17 protein-coding genes are annotated in these 22,675 nt (G+C 53.8%); 13 read left to right on the forward strand and 4 right to left on the reverse strand.

Going from position 1 to position 22,675, the window contains the following annotated elements:
* The first annotated feature begins 39 nt into the window (after positions 1-39).
* Together LLH00_02455 and LLH00_02460 are read left to right on the forward strand one after the other, a co-directional pair.
* Complete coding sequence (locus tag LLH00_02455; GenBank protein MCE5270125.1) at positions 40-1,590, forward strand: glycoside hydrolase; 1,551 nt, start codon at positions 40-42, stop codon at positions 1,588-1,590.
* A 191-nt stretch (positions 1,591-1,781) separates the two neighbouring features.
* Entirely contained in the window at positions 1,782-4,058 is a 2,277-nt protein-coding gene (locus tag LLH00_02460) for an alpha-galactosidase (GenBank protein MCE5270126.1), read from the forward strand.
* Positions 4,059-4,169: 111 nt separating this feature from the next.
* Here LLH00_02460 and LLH00_02465 read toward each other — a convergent pair whose 3' ends face one another.
* Both LLH00_02465 and LLH00_02470 read right to left on the reverse strand, forming a co-directional pair.
* Complete coding sequence (locus tag LLH00_02465; GenBank protein MCE5270127.1) at positions 4,170-4,409, reverse strand: hypothetical protein; 240 nt, start codon at positions 4,407-4,409, stop codon at positions 4,170-4,172.
* A 342-nt stretch (positions 4,410-4,751) separates the two neighbouring features.
* Positions 4,752-6,167, reverse strand: coding sequence for a serine hydrolase (locus LLH00_02470; GenBank protein ID MCE5270128.1), 1,416 nt, complete (start codon positions 6,165-6,167; stop codon positions 4,752-4,754).
* 1,189 nt (positions 6,168-7,356) lie between these two features.
* On the opposite strand from LLH00_02470, the gene LLH00_02475 reads away from it, so the two are divergent.
* The 11 genes from LLH00_02475 to LLH00_02525 all read left to right on the forward strand — a co-directional run bounded on the left by LLH00_02475 (position 7,357) and on the right by LLH00_02525 (position 17,062).
* On the forward strand, positions 7,357-9,282 hold the full coding sequence (locus LLH00_02475) for a hypothetical protein (protein MCE5270129.1): 1,926 nt from the start codon (positions 7,357-7,359) through the stop codon (positions 9,280-9,282).
* A 258-nt stretch (positions 9,283-9,540) separates the two neighbouring features.
* Entirely contained in the window at positions 9,541-10,530 is a 990-nt protein-coding gene (locus LLH00_02480; GenBank protein MCE5270130.1) for a galactokinase, read from the forward strand.
* Positions 10,531-10,543: 13 nt separating this feature from the next.
* Positions 10,544-11,167 (forward strand): SIS domain-containing protein, encoded by a 624-nt coding sequence (locus LLH00_02485; GenBank protein ID MCE5270131.1) that lies wholly within the window; start codon positions 10,544-10,546, stop codon positions 11,165-11,167.
* A complete protein-coding gene (locus tag LLH00_02490) occupies positions 11,164-11,781 on the forward strand; it encodes an HAD-IIIA family hydrolase (protein MCE5270132.1) in 618 nt (205 codons plus the stop codon). The genes LLH00_02485 and LLH00_02490 overlap by 4 nt, the downstream gene beginning before the upstream one ends.
* Entirely contained in the window at positions 11,778-12,446 is a 669-nt protein-coding gene (locus LLH00_02495; GenBank protein ID MCE5270133.1) for a transaldolase, read from the forward strand. The genes LLH00_02490 and LLH00_02495 overlap by 4 nt, the downstream gene beginning before the upstream one ends.
* Positions 12,443-13,483, forward strand: coding sequence for a Gfo/Idh/MocA family oxidoreductase (locus LLH00_02500; protein ID MCE5270134.1), 1,041 nt, complete (start codon positions 12,443-12,445; stop codon positions 13,481-13,483). Before LLH00_02495 ends, LLH00_02500 begins: the two co-directional genes overlap by 4 nt.
* 9 nt (positions 13,484-13,492) lie before the next feature.
* The gene (locus LLH00_02505) at positions 13,493-14,188 is read left to right on the forward strand and encodes an NTP transferase domain-containing protein (GenBank protein MCE5270135.1); all 696 of its coding nucleotides are present in this window, start codon (positions 13,493-13,495) and stop codon (positions 14,186-14,188) included.
* The gene (locus LLH00_02510) at positions 14,178-14,912 is read left to right on the forward strand and encodes a glycosyltransferase (GenBank protein MCE5270136.1); all 735 of its coding nucleotides are present in this window, start codon (positions 14,178-14,180) and stop codon (positions 14,910-14,912) included. The genes LLH00_02505 and LLH00_02510 overlap by 11 nt, the downstream gene beginning before the upstream one ends.
* A 16-nt stretch (positions 14,913-14,928) precedes the next feature.
* Positions 14,929-15,648: a class I SAM-dependent methyltransferase gene (locus LLH00_02515; GenBank protein ID MCE5270137.1), complete on the forward strand. Its 720-nt coding sequence runs from the start codon at positions 14,929-14,931 to the stop codon at positions 15,646-15,648.
* Positions 15,645-16,304: a class I SAM-dependent methyltransferase gene (locus LLH00_02520; protein ID MCE5270138.1), complete on the forward strand. Its 660-nt coding sequence runs from the start codon at positions 15,645-15,647 to the stop codon at positions 16,302-16,304. Before LLH00_02515 ends, LLH00_02520 begins: the two co-directional genes overlap by 4 nt.
* Entirely contained in the window at positions 16,301-17,062 is a 762-nt protein-coding gene (locus LLH00_02525) for a class I SAM-dependent methyltransferase (GenBank protein MCE5270139.1), read from the forward strand. Before LLH00_02520 ends, LLH00_02525 begins: the two co-directional genes overlap by 4 nt.
* Before the next feature lie 989 nt (positions 17,063-18,051).
* On the opposite strand, the gene LLH00_02530 is transcribed toward LLH00_02525, so the two are convergent.
* Complete coding sequence (locus LLH00_02530; protein MCE5270140.1) at positions 18,052-19,266, reverse strand: PorV/PorQ family protein; 1,215 nt, start codon at positions 19,264-19,266, stop codon at positions 18,052-18,054.
* A gap of 69 nt (positions 19,267-19,335) precedes the next feature.
* Positions 19,336-22,638, reverse strand: a complete 3,303-nt coding sequence (locus LLH00_02535; protein ID MCE5270141.1) for a hypothetical protein — start codon at positions 22,636-22,638, stop codon at positions 19,336-19,338.
* Between the last annotated feature and the right edge of the window lie 37 nt (positions 22,639-22,675).

Below are 22,675 nucleotides of genomic sequence, written 5' to 3' on the forward strand. Positions count from 1 at the left end.
GTTCGGTGCATGGTTTGACTCCAGAGACGGGAGAGTTCGATGCGAATTACATTGTTGAGCGTGGGTCTTGCCGTTTTATTCTGCGCGGGCGGTCCCGGCCGGGCCTCGGCGGTTCAGCCCGAGCAGTGCCGCCGGGCCGGGTACGATGTCACCGCTTTCGGCGCGCGGGGCGACAGCCTCACGCTCTGCACCCGGGCGATCCAGGCCGCGGTGGACAGCGCCGCCGCGGCCGGGGGCGGTGCTGTCCGGTTCCCCCCGGGCCGCTACCTGAGCGGCACGATAGTCCTGAAAAGCCATGTCAGCCTGCACCTGGGTGAGGGCGCGGTGCTGCTCGGCAGCACCCGGACCGGGGATTACCCCAGGCATGTCCCGGCGTTCCGCTCCTACACGGACAACTACGTGACCCAGAGCCTGATCTACGCCGAGGGCCAGCACGATATCGCAATCACCGGCCGGGGCACGCTCGACGGCCAGGGGGCGGCCTATCCCTGGGAGGAGTACCGCGACCGCCCGGACGTGATCCGCATGGTCGACTGCCGCGACATCCTGATCGAGGGGATACATCTGCGCAACTCCGCGCTCTGGATGCAGCACTATCTGGCCTGCGACAACCTGCGTATCCAGGGGATCGAGGTCTACAACCACAGCACGTTCAACAACGACATGCTGGACATCGACTGCTGCCACAACGTGACGGTTTCCGACTGCCGCGGCGACTGCGATGACGACGGGATCACGCTCAAGAGCACCGCCGGCCGCGCCACCGAAAACGTGACCATCACGGGCTGCTTCGTCCGCGCCGGCTGCAACGCGATCAAGCTGGGCACCGAGTCCAACGGCGGATTCAAAAATATCGTGATCAGCAACTGCGCCATCGACTCCTGGTTCGGCAAGCCGGGGTTCTACGGGATGCCGCTCGGCATCGCCGGGATCGCCCTGGAGATAGTGGACGGCGGCACGCTGGAGAACGTGACTGTCAGCAACATCAGCCTGCGCAATGTCTCTGTGCCCCTGTTCCTGCGCCTGGCCAACCGTGCCCGTCCGTTCAAGGACGGCATGGAAAAGCCCGGGATCGGCAGTTTCAGCAACGTGGTGATAAGCAACATTGTCGCCTCCTGCCTCGACGCCTCCGGCAGCTCGATCACCGGCCTGCCGGGCCACCCGATCCGTAACGTCACCTTGAGCAACATCCGGATCACAGCCCCAGGCGGCGGCACGCGCCAGGAGTTCCTTAAGCCCGTGCCCGAGCTGGAGAAGGACTATCCGGAGGCCACGATGTTCGGCAACCTGCCGGCCTGCGGTTTTTACTGCCGTCACGTGGAGGGCCTGCGGCTGCGGGATGTGGACATCCAGGTGGACAGCGCGGATGCCCGCCCGGCGATGGTGTTCGAGGACGTGGCGCGCCTGGAGCTGAACGGGGTCGCCGAGAGCCGCCCTGGCCCCGGAGCCGAGGCGGCCCTGGTGCTCAGGGACGTGCGCGAGGCCACACTGGCGTTCTGCCGCAAGGCGGCCGCCTCGGCCCGGCTGTTTGTCTGCACCGGGGACAGCAGCGGAATCCGCACTTTCGGCAATGCCGATGCTGAGCGCTGACACCGGAAAGCGCACCCCAGCCTCCGGAAGGGGCCGCTGTTCCGTGAAAGACGCCGGAGCAGGCAGACTTTTAGCCCACAATCTTTTAGTTTATATTCTGAATCGAGCCAGCCGCGAGAGCCGGTTCCAGGGTCAGCCGGGTAAGGTATAAGGGAAAAGACATGCACAGAGTGTTGAAAGCAGGGGCCTTTTTGACCGTTTTGATCTGTGTCGCCTGTTCCGCCGGCGGGAAGTCCTCCGGGCCGGACAACGGCTGCACCTTGGCAATCCCAGCCGGCACAGGGCCGCTTATAATCACCTGGGACCACTCCACCCGTCTGGCGCTGGACTGGTCGGCCCCCGGGACCCGCCCGGCGGCGCCGGAGGCCGCTGGCTGGACACACAAAGGCCGCGCCGTGGCCGCCCTCGCGCTGGCCGGCCGGGATGGAGTCTGCACGGCCGACACGTTCTCCGCCCCAGGGCTGGAGCTGGTGCGCCAGGTCTGGCTTGCCCGCGACAGCGATGCGCTGGCGCTCCGCCTTACCCTGTGCAACACCGGGGCAGAGCCGCTTCGGTTGGAGGCACTCACGCCCCTGAGCTGCCGCGGCCCGGAGAGTTTCATTCTCGATGGCCGGGGGGCGCAGGACTGGAGCCTGCTGGTCCAGAGGCGCCAGAAAAACGACATCCCCTCGGTTGAAAAGCCACGGCCGGGCCTGCACCTGGAGGCGGACCCGTTTTTCCTGCTGCGCGCCGACAGTGCCAGCGGGCCGGAGCTGCTCTGCGGCTTCATCACCCAACTCGGCTGCCTCTCCGAACTGGACCTGAGCTTCGGTGAAAGGGACGGCCGCCCCGCGCTCGACAGCCTGGCCGCCCGCTGCGAGTTTGGCGGCGTGGAACTGCCGCCGTTGGGCGAGCGCACGAGCCAGTGGGTGTACCTCCGGTCCGGCCCCGATCCGAACGGGTTGATGGCCGATTTCGCCGAGCGGATGGGGAGTTGTTACGGAGTGCCGCAGCCGCCCCGGCCCTCACCCACGGTGTTCTGCAGTTGGTACTACTACGGTCCTTTCTTCTCGGAGAAACACCTCGATGCCTCGCTGGCGCACCTGAAAAAGGACCGTATCCCGTTCGATGTCTATCTGATCGACGACTGTTGGGAGCAGGCCTGGGGTGACTGGTATGCCAACGGCAGGTGGCCCGGCGGGATGCAGCAGGCGGCCGGCAGGATAAGCGCCCTGGGTTACCGTCCCGGCCTCTGGACCTGCCCGCTCCTGGCCGCGAAAGACTCCAGGCTGGCGGTGGAGCACCCCGACTGGATGCTGCGCCTGGAGGACGGCTCCCTCTTCATTTTCCCGATGGACGAGCATGTAAACTTCGTCCTCGACCCGACCGCTCCCGGGGTGTGCGATTTCCTCGAACAGACCTACCGCCGCTTGAGCGTGGATTACGGTTTCAGCTATCACAAGCTGGATTTCATGCGGGCGGTCCTGGCCGAGGGCGGCCTGCGTTTCCACGATCCGCGGTCGACCTGTCTGGAGGCCTACCGTCTGGCCCTGGAGGCCGTGCGGCGCGGCGCAGGAGCGGGGGCCTATATTTCGGTGTGCGGCGGACATTACGGCGCCTCGCTGGGGATAGCGGATTCCCAGCGCAGCGGCAGCGACCTGGTCGCGGACTGGGAGGACATCAGCCCCAAGTTCAAACAGAACCTCCTGCGCCTCTGGATGGGCCGTCTCTGGCACATCGACCCGGACGCGATGATGGTCCGGCGGAACGAGCACCGCAAAAAAGCCGGCGGCTACGAGAACCTGGCCCTGGGACGGTTCTCGGACGAGGAGAGCCGGACCATCGCCCTCAATCAGTATATCGTGGGCAACATGGTCTGTTTCTGCGAGGATTTCGATTCGCTGGACGAGGACCGCAAGGCCCTCTACCGGCATGTCATCCCCTCGATCAGCACCGCCGCCGTGGCCCTGGACCCGTTCGAGCCGACATGCCCCTCCCTGTTCCTTACACGGGTGACCCCCCGCTGCGGCGGCCTCCTGCCGTGGATCACCCTGTCCGTGGTCAACTGGACCGACAGCACCCAAAGTGTCGAGGTTGCTCTGAGCGGGGAAGTCACCGGTTCTCTTGCAGGAACGCGATTCCTGGTTTCCGAGTTTTTCAGCCGGCGCGTGCTGGGAATCTATCAGTCAGGGCAGAGATGCGAACTCGGGGCGCTGGAGCCACACAGTTGCCGTCTGCTCCGGATCGCCCCCTGGGACGGTGAAAGCCCCGTGCTGGCCGGGACCGACCTGCACTTCTCAGGCGGAGGGGTGGAGGTCGCGCAGTGGCGGACCGCGGGAGACAGCCTGGCCGAGGGACAGATAGAGACCCGCTGGAACTATCCCGTGCGGGTGACAGTGGCTTTCCCGGCGGACAACGCGGCGGGGTTCGCGGCGGAAACGGCGGTGCTGGAAGCGGGGCAGAAAGCGTTCAGCCTGCGCAGACAATAACCGGCCTGGCATCCGCATGAGCGGATGATTGTTTCGAGCGGCAATATCCTAATCGATCGAACTTCCTTGCCAGCCGAGAGGGTGCAGCCGACTGCCAAAACACGGGACAGCTTAATAGCCTTTTCTTCTGAGCATGGCCAGCAGCGCAGCGATCCCGCCGGCCAGGGCCACTCCTTTCAACACCCGGAACAGGCTGACCAACCAGGCGATCCCGATCCCCAGGGCCGCCCACTGGACCCACCAGACATGCACACCCGTGATCATGTTGATCATCCAGTTGATGAACAGCAACAGCAGTAGAACAAAAGGCCCCTTGATCAAGAAATGGGCGGCCCGTATCGTCCTGAGCATCGGCGTGACCTTTCCTGGTGAATGGCGGTTGTCTGATCCTTCCCTTCCGGTTTGTGAGCCGGGAATTCAACCTCTCCCGCTCAAACCGGAGGCATCGCTGTTGCTTTGTATGTCAAATCAGCCCCCACCGTCGGCTGGGACATTCAGACGCAGCCCAGGGGAAATGGATGCTCAACGCCTTTATTCACAATGAATTACAGATGAAAATCACAACTACAATGATCCTCTTCTCTTGTTATGACCATTAATAGTATGGAATGGTTCAAAATAATTGAGCCTCAGGCCCCCGCAGATTTGGAATCATTCTGTCGGTATAGTCTCCACTTCCCGGCGCGGCCAGTTCTATTCCACTGGATACTTGTAGTTTTCCCCCTCTTTCATCCGCACCACTTTCCCATCCGGCCCGGTCTCGAACGTTAGCAGCTCGCCGTGCGCGCCCCAGCCGCCACCCTCCATGCGGAACGTGTTCCCGCCCTCTGGCCATAGAGTGTACAGCGTGGCCATGGGGTCGGCGTTCACGGGGTTGATCATAACCAGGCGGCCTTCGTGGACCAGGACCTGGCTGTCGCCGGTCCAGGCGCGGTACAGGCCGACAAACCTGTCCCAGGCCGGGTCGGGCTGCGTTTGGGTCTGCGGCGGACACGCCGCCTTGAGTATCGCCGGGGCCAGCCATTCGAACGCCCGGTCCACCACCACGGTGGTGGCGTCATCCGTGTTCTGCAGGACAATCACCCCGATCTTCTCCGCGGGACTGACCGCGAAATGTGACCTGTAGCCCGGGAGCCAGCCCCCGTGGAAAACAATGTCCCGCTCCTTGGTGTGTGAAATCCCGAAGCCCAGGCCCCAACCGGCCTGCCAGTCCGGATAGAGCCAGTGCACGCGCTGCATTTCCCTGAGCGTACTGGCTTTAAGGATTTCCCGCCCGCCAGTCTGGAGAAGGCGGAACTGCCAGGAAGCGAAACGGGCCAGGTCTTGGACAGCGGAGGAAAAGCTGCCGCAGGCGTTCATTCCTTTCAGCTCGACAAAAGGCATCACGGCCCGGGTCCCGTCCGGCATCCGTCTACCATAACCCTGGGCCAGGCGCTGCCTGGCCTGGCCGCTTATCGCCACGCTGGTGCTGGTCATGTTGAGAGGCGCCAGGATGTTGCGATCGATAAAATCGGCGTAGGGCAGGCCGGAGACCACGCTCACTATCTCGCCGGCCAGGGCGTAGCCCAGGTTGGAGTATTTCCACCTGGTCTGGCTGGGATAAGAGGTTTCCTGCCCTGGCAATGCGGTGATGATCTGCTCGATCTCCGGGAAATTAAAATCGTTCCAGGAGGGGAACGCCGCCTCCGAGGGAATGCCGCCGGTATGGGTCAGAAGGTGGCGGACAGTCACCGCCGGGGCGTCCGGCCAGCGGTTTTTCATCCTGAACCAGGGAAGGTACTTGACCACCGGATCGTCCAGCCGAAGCCGGCCCTCCTCCTGCAGGATCATGACCGCCACCGCGGTGAACATTTTCGACTGCGAGGCGATGCGGTAGATGTCTCCCAGCGCGGCTGGCCTTTTCCTGTCCAGGTCGGCAAAGCCGAAGCTCCTGGCCCAGACCAGCTCCTGGTCATAGACCACGGCGATATTCAGGGCCGGCTGGTTGTCGTAGGCGAGCCGGGTTTCAATCCAGGCCTCCAGGAGGTGGATATTGGAGGCCACGGCGGGGTCCTCGGCAAAGGAGGCGCCCAGAAAGCAGGCTCCGGATGAGCATTGGGACATTGACATGAGAGAGACCTCTGATTTAATGGACCGTAGCGTTCCAACTGCTTTGCAGCTTGATTATTGAGTGGAATACTACAATAACGGACGCTACCAAGAAACTCTCGACAAAAGTTATCACCCGCGGAAAAGAAGAACAGATAAATCAGGGACTTTGAACAAAATATGTCTCACAATTTTGAACGTCAACTGTCCAAGATGCTCTGACGAGGTGCAAGCGGATCGAACTGCCACGAGAGCGAGAAAGACTTTCATCATCCGTGAGGGCGGCAAAACCCCGAGCAAACAAAAAGGGCCTGCGATCTGTCGCAAACCTTTGTCATGCAATGGTGGGCGCTACCGGGCCCGAACCAGCGCCCACCTGCTTGTAAGGCAGGGAGGATACACTTACCTCCATTTACATTTACCACCTAACACTACTATTTTACAGCGAGTTATCAATAGACAACTTCCCTTGACTTACACCTATATCCCTCTTATTATTGCTCATATGCTGGTTATTGTTCTGTAGAGCCTGAGATGGGTTGTACCAGGGAGAGTAGGGGCTTAGCGCAGTTCGTTACTGACAGACGCGGTGGAAGCTTTTCCGGGCACAAGACAAATGAAACCACTGGAGGAGGAGAACCGCAGTCTGCGCCGGGAGTTGGAGGATGGCCGCAAGGAGCGGGACATCTCAAAAGCCCCGGCCATCGTCTCAAAGAACTGTTAGATTCTTGACATACGCCTGGAGCAAGCGTCCGCCGAGCCGGAAGGTTCTGGAGCGACAGAGGCAGTCGGTTTTCGAGGTCCATAAGGGACGAGCGGGCAGTCCGAAGAGCGCTGTTGAGCTCCAGGATCGTGGGGCCGGTTGGTGAGCTGTCGGCGTGTAGCGGTACGGATGCGCGGATGGATGACTGCTGGGACAATGCGGTGGACGAGTCGTTCTTTGGCGGCTTCAAGACAGAACTCGTCTGTCAGCACAACCGACTGACACGAGCCAGGCTGAGAGAGAATCTTTGAATTCGTCGAGTCCTATTAAACAGCCTTAGAGGGCACTCGACACTCGGGGATATAAAACCCCGGCCGAATACGAGCGGTTGACAAACGCCGCTTAAGCCAGGGTCCATTTTTTCGGGGAAATATCACTTCAAATCTAACAAGCACAAGGGTTTGGCCGTTTTGTTTATGTTTTAACCGAACACTACCGAGGGTAATAATGTCGTGTAGGCATTATGGCAATACCATCGTTTTTATGGCAATTATAATACTTGCATTATCATTGTACATTACAAATATAAGTCCGAATATTTTAAGCAGTGATGAGTACCGGGGTGTTGGCAGATATCTCACAACCACTGTTTTTAATCTGGTTCCAGATAAATTTTCGGCTGTTGGCCTATGGGATTGGTTCAGGGAAAACAATCAAATTTATTATTCGTCCGAACACGGTGTGAGCCTGGGCATTGCTTATTCGCTTTTTTACCGTATCCTCGGTTTCTTAGGTGTTCCAATTACCAAATGGATTTTCCACCTGTTTAGTGGTGTTTTTTCCGCAATAACCGCCTTCTTGTTTTACCGGCTTCTTATAAAGGAAGGATTCAACCTCAGACAATCCCTCTTTGGGGCCTTAATGCTTATCTTGGCGCCGATCTATTTCCATGCGTCAAGAATAGCAGTTGGTATAATCATAACCAACAATGTGTTTGACCAGGTTATCGGCCTGCTGATCCTTACTAATTTCATCAGCAATAAAGAAAGCCTTAGAAAGTACCAATGGATTCTGGGGCTATTTTTTACTCATGTAGTTTTGTCGGAAAATCTGTTTTTTCTTACGATTACAGTCCTGTTAACCTCTTTTATCTTGAGAGATTCCGCTTCGCTCAAACTTTTGGCTTCTGCTAAAGGAAGAGAAACTCTATTTGAAAGCAATATCAAGCCATTGTTGTCGTGGCGAATTTGGGGATTGCCCTTGGCTGTTTTTATCCATATGGCGATCTTTACTGCTCTCACCTATCTAAACATGAATGGAATTAAATATTTAGCTGATGGTTATGAAACCGGATTCTATTACACCCCTATAATCGCCGCTTTAAGGCATAATTCAGCGCTGCAATTTGGATTTGATATCAACAAGCAGTATATCAATTTGACCATGTTGATGGGAGAGTGGTTCTTTATCTTTTTCCCTATAGTTCTAATAGCCTCGTTCTATCTATCGATGAAAAAGCGCATTGAAAGTATGCCCTGGTCTTTTGCGTTAATGGCGGGATCGGGTTACATCTGCTTGTGGTACTTTTTTTCTGACAACGTTAGCGGTTCTTATGCATTAGCAGCACATTACCAGATCATGTTATTGCTCCCGATGCTGATAATGTCTTTGCACTTAATAAGATATGTGGAGTCGGCGGCTGGAAACAGCTTGATATTCTCAACGGCAATTTATGCGATTATTATCAGCTCGACAATCTTGACCGATTCGGTTGTTGTCTATAATAAGGGCCGGTTGTTATTTTCGTATTTCGACAATAAAAACTTTAAGTTTTTAAATACGCAAGCCTTTGTCGGAGCCGTTACGGTTAATAACGGCAGCAAAGCCTCAGGGTTTATTTTGAGGCAACTATTCGAGTACGCCAGGTTGAATCCCTCGATAAGAAAAGTCAATATTGTATATAATAAGGTTGATGATTTAGGATCGATTAATATAGGCGCCAGAATCTATGCTAATCTTTATTTCTTAGAGAGTGGCTTCAAATGGAAATACGGGCTGATAAAAAGCGAACAGGCAACATTATCGAGCGGCCTGCAATATGTTCCAGAAATGAATAGCCTTGTTTATAAACATCAATCCATTCCTCTTGCGGATGAGGCCGACTACTCCGAGTTGATAGTCGATTTCAGCGATAGCCCACCCTTGGCAATGAATATAGCCGACAGTCGCGGTTATTATGTGTATAAAATTATCTCCTGCGATGGAAAATTGAAAAGCATAATCCATGCAGGTCCTCCTGACAAACTGGTTGGAATATCAGGAACAGCGATCCCTCCCGGGAGTTATTACATTAAAGATTTGGATAAATCTTACAACACAACTTATAACAAATTGGAAGACTATTACTTAAGAGTATTTGTGCAACATCAATAAAAAGAGCGATACGGCATGCCGCCTGTGACAGCGATTTATAAGTGCGGCGGTGAGTGGTCGAAAATGCGGCCCCGTGGAAGGATTATTCTGGAGCATATGCGTGGTCAATCCTTTCCCCACATGTTCCGTTGCTTGATTTGACCCCTTTGAATGTGAGCGGAGTATGAATACTGCTTATCTTGATTCCCACTATTATGGGCAAAACCATAACAAGATAAAATTTGCGGTTTGATATTTGTATCACCTAAAGGAGATAAAATGATTATCGCACGCGCTCCATTGCGTATAACATTAGGAGGAGGCGGGACCGACCTTCCTTCCTACTACAGTAGATTCGGAGGAGTTGTTATAGCGGCCGCTATAAATAAGTATGTCTATATTTGTCTTAACAGATCAAGTACAGACACTTCAATAAAAATTAAATATTCGGAATCTGAATCCGTATTGAATTTAGAATCAATAAAGCATCCCTTTTTTAAAGAGGCGCTCGATCTTTTCCAAATTAGAGACAATATAGAAATAGCCTCTTTGGCAGACATTCAATCCGGCACCGGGATGGGTTCTTCAGGTTCATTTCTTGTGGCCTTGGTGTCAGCACTTGCCGCATACAAGAAACAGAATCTTTCTGCTGCAGAGGTGGCGGAAATGGCTTTCGAAATAGAAGCAGTCCGCCTTGGTATGCCGGTTGGAAAGCAAGATCCATATATTGCCGCTCTCGGAGGCATCAGCTTGATAAATGTTTCAACCCAGGGTAAGGTGAAAGCCAGCAGGCTGAAGTTGGGTAACAAATTTTTCGAGGAACTGAGAAATAGCATGCTATTGTTTTATACCGGACTCAGGCGCAGAAGCCGAGACATTCTTCTCGACCAGAAAGAAAAAACAGAGAATGCCGATAATCGCATGTTGGATAATCTGCATCGTGTGAAAGAGCTTGGGGAGCAAATGAAACAAGCTTTATTCTCTGAAGACATCGAAACTGTCGGCAGATTGATGGACGAGCATTGGAAGAACAAAAGAGCCAGGACTGGAGCTATCACCAATCCGGAGATTGACAAGTGGTACGCAACAGCGATGGCCAAGGGAGCGCTTGGTGGCAAAATCCTTGGAGCGGGTGGCGGCGGTTTTCTGATGCTAATCTGTAACGATCTGCAAACAAGGAAGAGAGTTACAGATGCTATGCTCGAAGAAGGATTGCATGGAGTCGATTATGAAATCGAAACAGAGGGAGTCAAGCTCCTGACATTTTGAGAAGAGGATGGCTATGCAGAAAACATATATAGAGAATTATCTTTCTAAAGCGCAACAGTTGCTCGGTGATATTCAACCAGGCACTCTGGTTCGCATGGCCGAAATCGTTGCGCATGCCTGGCGCCAGAACAACACGGTGTTCATCATAGGCAACGGTGGATCGGCATCGACTGCGACACATCTGGCGTGTGATCTGAGCAAATGTACGATCTGTGGAGAAACCAGGCGGCTCAAAGCGATGAGCCTTGTGGATAATATCCCGTTGACCAGCGCCTGGACCAATGATAATGGCTTCGCCTCAGTATTCGAAGAACAATTGAAGAACTGGATGGATGATGGAGATGTTCTTATTGCTTTTTCGGTACACGGTGGAAGTGGACAGGGTGAAGCTGGCGAATGGTCACAAAATATTCCCAGGGCGGTGAATTATACGAAATCTCGCAAAGGTAGAGTGTTGGGATTCAGTGGATTCGGTGGAGGATATCTTGCCATCGCCGCGGATGAATGTGTTGTTATCAATATTGATTCTGAACCTCTCGGAACACCTCTTGTTGAATCGCTTCATTCACTGCTGGCACATCTTCTTACCCAGTGCGTGCGGCAAGAGATAGCCCGCAACATGGAAGCTCCGGCATGAAACGGGAAAATAAGCACTCAGCGATCTTTCTGGATAGAGACGGAGTAATAAACGACATAGTGTATCACCAAGATATTGGAGTGCTCGACACGCCATTTTCGTTGGAGCAGTTCAAGCTCCTTCCGGGCGTAGCGAGGGCAATCAAAGATATCAACGACTCCAGTTATCTCGCCATTCTGGTTTCCAACCAGCCCGGGGTGGCGAAAGAGCATTTCTCGCTGGATATCCACAACGCGATAGACCAAAAAATGACCGTTCTTCTGTCTGAAATGGGTGCATATCTTGATGATCGTTACTATTGCTTGGATCATCCAGAAGCAATACTGAAGGAATACCGGAATGACAGCGAATGGCGTAAACCAAGGCCAGGCATGATAATTGCTGCATGTCAAAAATATGGTCTTTCGGCGGAGTCTTGTTGGATGATCGGTGACAGTGTGGTCGATATAATTGCGGCACAGGCCGCAGGGACCAGAAGTGTAATGATAGGGAAACGGCAATGTTATAACTGTAGATTGCTTTTCGAGAAAAGCGCGACTCCAGATATGTTCGCCGATAATCTGAACGAAGCGGTGAGCAGGATTGTCGGAAAGATGAATGAGGGTGAAGAATGAAAATATTTCTTGATACCGCAAAAATTGAAGAAATAAACAAATGGATCAAGTCTGGTGTTATTGACGGTGTGACGACCAACCCATCGATTATGCTTAAAGACGGGATATCCAACATACGGGCGAGCATAAGCACAATCGCAGCTGCTCTGGGGGATAAACCAGTATCGATTGAGGTGACCACCGATGATCCCGTGGAAGTACTGTCTCAGGCACGTAATTTTGCCTCCTGGGCGGAAAATATTGTCGTCAAGATACCTGTTATCGATGCAAGGGGTAATCATTGTCTCGATACTATTCATCGGCTGGAAAAAGATAACATCAGAGTGAACGTTACAGCCGTGATGTCTTTCAATCAGGCTTTAATGGCGGCTAAAGCCGGGGCGACTTATGTCAGTATCTTTTTTGGAAGAGTCTGCGATGAAGGTCATGATGCGCAGATTCTGGTCCAAGAGTTCAAGAGATGGATACTCGACTGGAATTATAGATGTCAGATCATTGTAGGAAGCATACGGTCAGTGATGGACATTCAGAAAGCCGCAACCGCCGGAGCTCATATCATTACCATTCCTCCGAATTTCTTGACCAAAATGTGCGATCATATGTATACGAGAGAGACTGTTCGAATGTTCCTCGATGATTCCCAGAAAAGCACAAAACCCAGATGAGTCCGATCAAGATGAGTGCTGTCAGATTCGGAATAGCTGGCTGTGGAAGACATGCGCAGCAGAAGTACCTGTTTTGTGATCGCTACTTGAAGAATGTGCAGCTTGGCAGCGTGTTCGATATCAATCCGCTTGTGCGTGAAAACCTTAAAATCCAACGCCCGGACATTCGCGTTTGCGAAAGCTTGGATGAGATACTCGATGACAAGTCCATTTCCTTCGTTGTCATAGCCGCACAAACTGCCAGCCATTTTGCCCTGGCAAAATCCTGTATTGAAAGCGGAAAAAATGTTCTTATTGAAAAACCGCTGACTGCTACTCTTGCTGAAGCCCAAGAGCTTAACAGCATATTAGAGAAGCACCCTGTTAAAATTATGCTCGGACATCACCGCCGCTTCGGTGAAGCTGAGAGAATGATTGCAAAGTGCATCCAGAATAACGGCCTTGGAAAAGTGATTGCGATCCAGGTGACCCATAATTTCAACGATCGCAGCCGCTCGCCTATGACTGGATATCTGGCGAATTCGGGATCGCATGACGGAGGAGTCGTTTACGAATATCTTTCACATGAGATCGATCTTTTGAGATTTTATTATCCGGGAGTCAGCATTCAGTCTATCCAAGGATTCAGGCAAAACATTCATCATTTCGAAGATACCGTTTCGCTTCAATTTTTGCTGGATAATGGCGTGGTGGCTTCCTACCTGCTGAGTTCAGCCACCACGGATCAGGAAGAATACAAGGTCTTCGGCACAACTGGACAAATATCATTCAACCGGTATCGAGATCCTTCTCCTCGATTCTATAGCCTTGACGACTTGTCTAATCGACCTCTTCGATTCATCCGTGAATATATGGATGCTCTTAAATCGCTGTTGCTTCTCAAGTATGGATTCAGAAAGTATCTTATTAAACCATATATCGATGAGATATGCTATTTCGTGCGTTGCATCCAAGAGGATAAAATTCCGGACTGTTCGATCCGAGAGGGCATTTACGTTATGGCAGTGCTCGAAAGAGTGGTGGAAGCACTTAAATAGAGGCATATTATGTTGCAAATGGTTGTGCTTGCAGGCGGTTTGGGTACAAGGCTGGGCAGTCTGGGCGAAACAACGCCAAAGTCTCTGATTCGGATACAGGGAATCCCATTCATCGAGTTGCAACTCGATTTATTCGAAGCCCAAGGAATAGAGAGAGTCCTTTACCTTGTCGGGCACTTGGGAGAAAGCATAATACGGCATTTTAGCGGTGATAATTACAAAGGCATGAGCATTTCTTTCAGCCGTGAACCGGAAAATATGCTTCTTGGCACAGGAGGCGCTCTCAAATGGGCTGAGGGTTTGCTGGAGGAAGATTATTTCCTGACTTACGGTGATTCTTTCCTGCCGATTGATTATTCATCTGTTGAAAATCATTATTTTTCGAATGGCAGTTTTCCTGTTATGACAGTATTCAGAAATAGCAATAATTTCGATAAAAGCAATTTAACCATCGAGAACGGCCGAGTGGTCGAATATAGTAAACTTGGCGAAAAGGAATACAACTATATCGACTATGGCCTGTCCGTCTTGAATAAAAACAATTTAGCCGATTTCGAGCGTGGAATGAAGTTTGACTTGGAAGTTTTAATAACTAAGCTAATTTCTTCCGGCAGCCTTCTGGCATATGAAGTTTTTGAACGGTTCTATGAGATCGGAACCAAACAAGGGATTTGCAGTCTCGAGGATTATTTTGATGCTAAATAACATTGACCTCAGCATAATAATACCTTGTTTCAACGAACGGCACCGTATCCTCGAAACCTTGGAAGCTTCATTCACATATCTCGACTCTCAGCCGATCAGTTATGAAATACTGATCATGGATGACGCAAGCACGGACGGTTTTGCAGAACTGGTCCGCGAGAAATATCAACGGGATAATCTGTACATCCACCAGTTTAAGAAAAACATGGGAAAGGGTTATTCCATCGGAGTTGGAGTAGAAAAAGCCCTTGGCAAATACATCATGTTCATGGACGCAGACTTGGCGGTGCCGATTGAAGAAGTTTCCACTTTGCTGAAAAATCTGAAAGGTGGGTACGACGTAGTAGCCGGTATCCGCCTTTTCGATAACGAGAATACTTCAAGGTTCCGTCGAATCATTGGCTTCTCGCTTCTGCTGTATGCGAACATTATTCTTTCTCTACCCCCGGTGCCTGATACACAATGTGGATTTAAGGGATTCCGATGTCAGGCGGCGCGAGATATCTTCAAACTTGCCCGGACAAAAAGGGGTATGTTCGATATTGAAATTTTGTTTCTGTCCAAGAAACTGGGGTTGAGGATTAAAAGCCAACCCGTTCATTGGATCGAAAAAAAAGGCTCCACCATAAATCTGCTCAGATGCATTCTTTTCGATCCTTTCGATATTCTAAAGATTTCTTTGAGAGATCTATTCTCCGGCTATGGGTATAACACAAGCCGTTAACTCGGGAGAATGCTCAATGGCCCCGACTGATTGGAGTAAGATCCATCAGGAAGATAAAAGCTGGAGGCAGCAGATACAAGGCGACGCTATCTCAGATTATGTCGTCGAGCGGTATATCCAACTTTTCGAGGAAGCTTTCAACGGGTCGCCCCGGCTTAGTTTTCTTGAAGTCGGATCGGGTACCGGTGATATTTCCAGGCGGATTGTAAACAGTAAATACCCATTTGTCTCGAGGTATGTTGTAAGTGAATCTTTTCAGAAAGGAGTGGACTGGCTGGCGGAAAAAGGGCTTGAGGCAAAACTGATCGATGCTCAATCCATTGATTTGCCAGATGAGAGTTTCGATGTGGTGATTTCTTTCGATGTCATGCACCATGTTGATAAGCCTGCCGCTATGGCAAGAGAGATGGCGAGGGTTTCGAAGGGAAGAGTTCTTCTTACCGAAGCCAACGGTTTGAGCCTCGGCAGAAAGCTTATGGAACTGACAGCCGGTCATCGCGCCGCGGGCGAGAGATCATATCTGCCAATGAATTATATCCGCTTTTTTTCCTCCATCGACAGCATCAGGATTACCAAGCTGGTTAAATATCCCTTTCTTTTTGTCTTCAAAACACCAGATTGCTTTTCGGGCAGCGTTATACTTCTAAGCCGGATTTTGGAAAAGATCCCGTTTTTTAAGTGGCAATGTGCAACAGTCTGCCTGGATCTGACTTTTGAAAGGAAAGGTAATAAATGAAAGAGGGAGAGGCTTGGCATTCCATTTACAGAAATGCTGCACTTAAAACAAGAAGACAGAGAAAACACTGGAAGAAATACGATAAATATCAACTTCCCAAAGAATTGTCGAATGCTTTGATTTTAGATCTTTGCTGCGGTTCGGGCGAATTTGCCGTAAAGGCCGCCACTGAAAACCCTTCTTCCACTGTTGTTGGCATCGACTTACGACCTGAGTTCAAAGTTCTCGCTCATGTGCGGAACCTTTTCTTCATCAAATCCAACGCAATTGAACTGCCAGTTAAATCAGGCACTGTCAGTCAGTTATTTATTATGCACTCACTACACCATTTAGGACAGATTGCGGAATTGAAAATACTGTTGCAGGAATTGCGAAGAATCATGGTAATCGGTGGAGTATTACATCTCATTGACCATTATCCGAGTTGGCAGCTTAAGCTGGCGTTCACTTCGCTGAAGAGTCCAATCGCACGATTACTTCCATGGACTCGCTGTTTTGGTATGCAACTTAAGGAAGAAAATCAAATCGTAAATTACTGGCTGAACAATTATTCTTCCTTTTTCCCCTTGTTGAATAACGCGTCTTTTGAGCGATTGATATTTCGGAAGGAATTGTTTTTTTTCTATGCTTGTTATAAGGTGAGACAAATACAATGAAAACATCATTGGAAAATGAATATACCGCCTTGATGAAACGAGTGACTGAAGTCGAAAGCACCTATTGGTGGTGTGTCGGCCGTACGGCCATATTGCACAATGTATTCGATCAGTTTATGCCGAAGAATTCCAAAATATTAAATCTTGGTAGTGGGCCAGGAGGAATTGGAAATTTGGCCTCCGACTATGGATGGGTTGCAGACCTTGATATCGATCTGAAAAACCTTCTAAAGGATAGCTCTGTTAAGAATAGAACGAAAATCTGTGCGGACGGGTTTTCTTTACCGATAAAAGCAAACAGCATCGATGTTCTTATATGCTTGGATGTTCTGGAGCATATTGAGGAAGACACCCTTTTTCTAAAAGAAATTAAAAGAGTCTTAAATAACATGGAAGGGAGATTGTTCCTGACAGTCCCGGCTTATTCATGGATGTGGTCGTCCCATGATGATATCTTAGGCCATAGAAAAAGGTATACGAAAAAAACACTACTGAGAATTATGACGAATATGGGCTTTCAGATACAATACATTACATACTATAACACTGTCTTGTTTCCACTATCTATATTGAATACAATAAAAGATCGTATGATTAGTAAATTTGGACAGCGTTCAGAACAATTTCCGGGCGCCGGTGGTATTGTCAACGATATTCTTACAGCCATTTTCTCATCAGAACGCTGGTTCATTCCAAAAAGATCATTCTTATTTGGCAATTCGTTATTAGTGTATGCAAAGATAAATTGCAGTCGATAAACCGATTTGTTGCTTTTCTCTGGACTTATTTGACACCCTATTCCCTATTATGTTCTCTATCCTTCATCCTATCAAAATTCTACTCCGTGGAGTATTCCGCTCCTAATAGGGCCGATAGCCTCTGATAGACGAGTCCTGTCTTGAAGCCGCCAAAGAACGACTCAGCCACCGCGTTGTCCCACCAGTCACCCATCCGCGCATCCGTACCGCTACACGCCGACAGCTCACCAACCGGCCCCACGATCCTGGAGCTCAACAGCGCTCTTCGGACTGCCCGCTCGTCCCTTATGGACCTCGAAAACCGACTGCCTCTGTCGCCCCAGAACCTTCCGGCTCGGCGGACGCTTGCTCCAGGCGTATGTCAAGAATCTAACAGTTCTTTGAGACGATGGCCGGGGCTTTTGAGATATCCCGCTCCTTGCGGGCATCCTCCGACTCCCGGCGCAGACTGCGGTTCTCCTCCTCCAGTGGTTTCGTTTGTGTTGTGCCCGAAAAGCTTCCACCGCGTCTGTCAGTAACGAACTGCGCCAAGCCCCTACTCTCTCCCTGGTATAACTTATCTCACGCTCTACAGAACAATAGCCTTTGTCTGAACTGTCTGCCTGTCTCACTGCTTTACGCTTGAACTCTGAGTCATATTGCTTCCGCTGTTACTCGCTCATGCATTCACCTACCCCCAAATAACTTGGGCTCTGGAGGCGTCCACTGTTTCGGGGATGCTTCAGCCTGGCCGCATTGTTCCGCGGGCCGAGGATAAGCCGGAAAAATCCGCTGCCTCGGCTACGTTTGGGACAGAAACGGCAAAAAAGCAATGGGAGGGGAGATATAAGCGAGACAAAAGAGCCGAATGCTCTGATCGGCACATTCCGGCAATCTTATCCCTGGCCGGGGAGGACGACTTGTGGCGGTGTCCCGGCTGGCGGCGCCTGAAAAAACCCCCGGCGCGGTTCTCCGCGCCGGGGGTAGTCCTGCCTCTCGGATTACCGGGCTCAGAATCCGAACGACATGGTGAAGAAATTGTCGGCGGACAGACGGCCCTTGTTCTTGTAGGCGTAGTTGAAACAAATCTTGCGGGTGCCGAAAATCCTCTGCACGCCACCGCCGATGCTGAACCCACGGAACGCCCCATCGTCGTTGCCGTAGTACTCGTAACCGAACTGATCGGACTTGTCGTCGAACTCGTCGGTCTGGAACATCCAGCCGGTGCGGATGGCGAACGAGAGGAACGGATCGTAGCTGTAGTTCATCTCGGTGCCCGCGGCGTAGCTCAGCGGGATGTAGCTGGGCCTGAGCATCTCGGCCGTGGCCAGCCAGTTCACTTTCTCACTCGACAGGAGGCTGTAGGAGAGCGCCATCTTGACCGAGGAGGGCAGGCGGTAGGTGTGGGTGCGCAGCATCATGTAGCGCTCGCCGCGCTCGGCGATGGAATAGGGATCGGTGCTGAAATCCTGGTAGCCGCTGGGCATACCGCCCTCGCGGTCCTCGGCTCCCACCGCCCGGATCAGGTTCGGCCCGCCCATGGTGATGTTGGTCCCCAGGTTCTGGATGGCGAAAGCGAACTTGATCTCGCGTTCCATGAACTCGGTGTGGTAGATCGCCCCGGCGTCGATGGCGAAAGCGTTGCCGCCGATGTTGTTCATCACGTCCTGGTGAATGTATTTCAGGTTAAGGCCGCCGGTGAAGCGGTCGCTGAAATTATAGGCCAGCGACCCGCCCATCTGGAAATCGTAGGCACGGAACATCGATCCCGTGCCGCCCGGGTTGGCCACGGTGGTGATCTCCATGTCCGGGATGTCCAGGTAGCCGAAGAACCCTCCCACCACCACGTTGCCGTCCGCTATCGGGAAAGCCGCGGCGGCGAAGGAATAGTTCAGGTCCATGGTGTAGTCCACCACGGTGAGCATGACTTCCTTTTTCTGCAGGAAACCCAGCCCGGCCGGGTTCCACCACACGGCGCTGATATCGTCGACCGTCGCGGTGTAAGCACCGCCCATGCCGATCCCGCGCGCCCCGACCGGGATGGTCAGGAACTCGGCCGCCCGCACCCCGACGAACGAGGAATTGTTCAGCCGTCCCTGCCCGAGGTACTTGTCGAGGCCGCTGTATTCCTGTTGCGGGACGCCCTGGGCAGCCAGCGGCATAGCGGCCAGCAGCAGCAGGAGCACGCCCGCCCGAATGGCCTGTCCGGCCATCGCTTTTCTCATATTCAACCTCCGTTCAAACGGCGAGGAAAGTAGTTGCGCGATTGTTGCCCGCATCGGATGCCTCCCGGCTCAGTTGATGACATAGAATTTGCCGGTGTAGGTTTTCCCTCGCTCATCCGTCACATGGAAGAAATACAGGCCGCTGGCCACGGTCTGGCCGAAACGGTTGCGCATGTTCCAGGCCTCGGTGCCGCCGTGGTTGTCGTAACCCGTGTATTCGTTCGGCTGGTTCAGGGTCAGACGGTCCCAGTCGGTGTAGTTGCCCCAGCCGAACCGGTTGACCCCGATATGGTTCAGGACGTTGACCAGGTTGCCGCCCAGCGAGTAGATACGGATCGTGCACTTGGCGGGGAGGTTGACGAACTCGATGCGCTTGTTGTCGGGCGTCAGGTCAAGGAACGAGGAGCCGACATAGGGATTGGGCACCACCCGGATCTTGCTCAGGTCGGCGTCCTCCGGGTTCACGCTCGAGGGTGTGATCTTGATCTCCCACTTGTCCCCCGGGAAAGCCATGTCCGGAATCTGGGTAAAAACAGTCTGGTTGTCGTTCCATGAGCCGTAGGCGTTGTCTATCACCCAGACCGTCCCGGCCGCGGGCATCGTGATCCCGTCGCCGCCGTCACGCTTCACCGTCCAGAGCAGGCCGTTCAGGAATAGCCCGAACTGCTCGATATTATCCGCCGGCAGCGTAGCGTCCATCTTCACCGTGCGCTCGCTCTTGGGCAGACGATCGACGAAGGCCTCGTTATAGTAGGCGCCGTTGGCGCCGGTGCCGAACTGGGCGATGTCGCCACCGTAGCCGGCCTTGGTCTGGAAGCCCCAGCCCCGCTCATCCGGATAGTCCACCTTGTTCACCGTAGCCCCGCCGCGGGTCATGTCCTTCACCTCCACGGTCAGGTTGCCGCCCCCAGCGTCTTTCCAGGTCACCTGGAAGCGCCCGGCGCGGGTGGTGTACAGGTTGCTGGGAGAGGTTCCGGGACGGGGAGTGCACCAGCGGGTGCTCAGGACTTCCAGGTCCCCGCCGTTGTAGCCGCCCGGATCGGCGTGCATGTACAGGCCTATGTAATTGCCCCGGCCCGACATCCCGTCGAAGGTGAACTTGAAGCTGTAGTTGACCCCCGAGCCGTCCACCGGGCCGGAGACGCTGAACACCGGCTGGTCATCCCCCCCGCCGTACACGGTGGTGGTGGTGCTTTCGTAGCCCCCGTCGACCAGGGTCAGCGTGTTGTCCACGGCCATGCGGTTGCCGGTGCAACCCTGGTCGTAGACCAATCGGTCCTTGACTGTCAGGTAGATTGTCTTTTCCGCGGCCAGACGCTCGTTGTTCACCGGGGTGAAATTCACCTCGTAGAACGGCAGCGGGACCAGGTCCATCGGCGGGTCGGTCAGGCTGCCGTCGCCCGGGCCGGTGAGCATGACATTGCTCGCCACCTCGGGACTGGAGCCATCCACGGCGATGAAACGGATCTGGCTCACCTCTGCCGCCTTGAAATTGCTGGCCTCGCTGCGCGGCACGACCGTGTAGAGGCCGGACTCGCCGGGACGGTTCCAGACTTTGGCGCTGGAGGTGTCAGGCAGGCTGAACTCGTTACCCGTGGCCACGTCGATGTTCCGGTCGTACGGCACCAGGGCGTACCAGACCCGCAGACCGTTGCGCAGACGGTAATAGGGGCGGTCGTTATCGAACTTATCCACGTAGAAAAACTGGAGGTTGTTGTCGCTCAGGCTGCAGGAGAAAATAAGCTCCGCGTGTGCGTTGTTCGGCCCCACGTAGTTGCGGTACAACCGATAGCCCTCGAAGTCGTACTCCTTGTACACGCCCTCGGGGTCCAGGTCCGGGTGCTGCTTCAGGAACGAGTAATAGGCGTCCGGCGTGCGCAGGTTGACATCGCTCCAGGTCAGGGTGACCTGGCGGTCGCCCGGGATGATGGTCAGCGAGGGCGACACCGGCGTGGAGGGCGTGATGAACCCGCTCTCGTACACGGTCTGCGCCACCTCGGCGTAGCGCTCCAGCGGGGCGAACGCCTGCTGCATCACCGGGGCGTCGATGTTGGCGATGTCTGCGGTCGGCGCCACCAGGGGCTTGACGCCCGGGTAGGCGAACATCATCACCATTTCCATGCTGACCGTGTCCCGCGGCGCGATGTCGTGCAGCTCACCGTAGATCGGGGCCAGACAGGCCTGCATGTACTCTCCGCCCAGACCCCAGAGCCACTTCTCGTAGCACTGGTCCGAGGGCAGGATCAGCCCCGGCCAGAATGTGAGCTGGCGGCCGGTGTACGGGTTGATCCGGTCGGAGGTGAACGCTTGCGGGTTCTCGCCCAGGCAGAACTTGTAGCGGTCCTTCTGGTTGTAATCGGAGCGGACTATTCCCCAAGGGGCGCTGATTCCGAACTCGCTGGTGACATCGATGTGCGCGTTGCGCAGGGTGGCGGTCTCGCCGTGGATCGAGGGCGCGCGCAGCACCTTGTAGCCCATGAGCGGCGGCTCCTGGGGGCTGAAGCTGCTGATCGTGGGCTGCTTGCACCAGTAGCCCACTATCTCCCTGGACGGCTGGAAAGCCCAGCCGGCGTTGTAGTCGCTGCTTCCGAAACCGACCTGCCGCATGTAGGGAATGAAAATGGCTCCCTTGAACGTGTAGCCGCTGGGACAGCGCTCGCCCAGCCGGCGATAGTTGCCCGTGGCGTTGAACCGCAGGTACTCGGACACGTTCTGGAACAGGATATTGATGTAAACCATGTTCGCACTTTCCCCGTAGTCGAGGAAATGGAACGAGTATCCGCTGTACATGCACGGAGGAGTGCCGTATCCGTAGGTGCACGCGACATCGCCGTAGTGCACGAACATGGTCTCGGCGCCGTAGACCATCGGCTCGCCGGAGGCGGAGCGGCCCCAGCGGCCCTCGATCGGCCAATCGGCCAGCTCGCCGGCGTCGGCCGAGGACCAGACCCGGTCGTAGGGCACGTCCCCCAGCCGCTCGATGTTGGGCTCGCTCGTGGCGAGCGCCATCACCTCATCATAGTTGAAACCCGAGGCGTGCAGGAACACCGGCCCCGACCCGCCGTCCGGCGGCATGATCGTGTCGTTGGCGAAAGCGTCGGTGCCCAGGGTGTCGCGGGTTATCATGTAGGTGACCAGCCCGCAGTCGTTGTAGATGAAGTTGCCCGATCCGGTGGGGAACTGGATCGTGTTGTTGGCTGCGGCGTACCAGGGGCCTGCCCAGCCGCCCCCGCCGACCCGACCGATCCCGAGCCCCGCATTGTTGCCGCGCGGGACCCGCTGCTGGCGCATCTCGGAATGCAGCGATCCCGCCGCCAGGCAAAGCAATGAGGTCAGGGTCAGCGTAATGGAAATCTTTCTGTTTATTCGCATATTATTTCTCCCGCTTGTCGGCTGTTTAGATTTGTGG

The organism is bacterium, assembly GCA_021372515.1.
Classification (GTDB): domain Bacteria; phylum Gemmatimonadota; class Glassbacteria; order GWA2-58-10; family GWA2-58-10; genus JAJFUG01.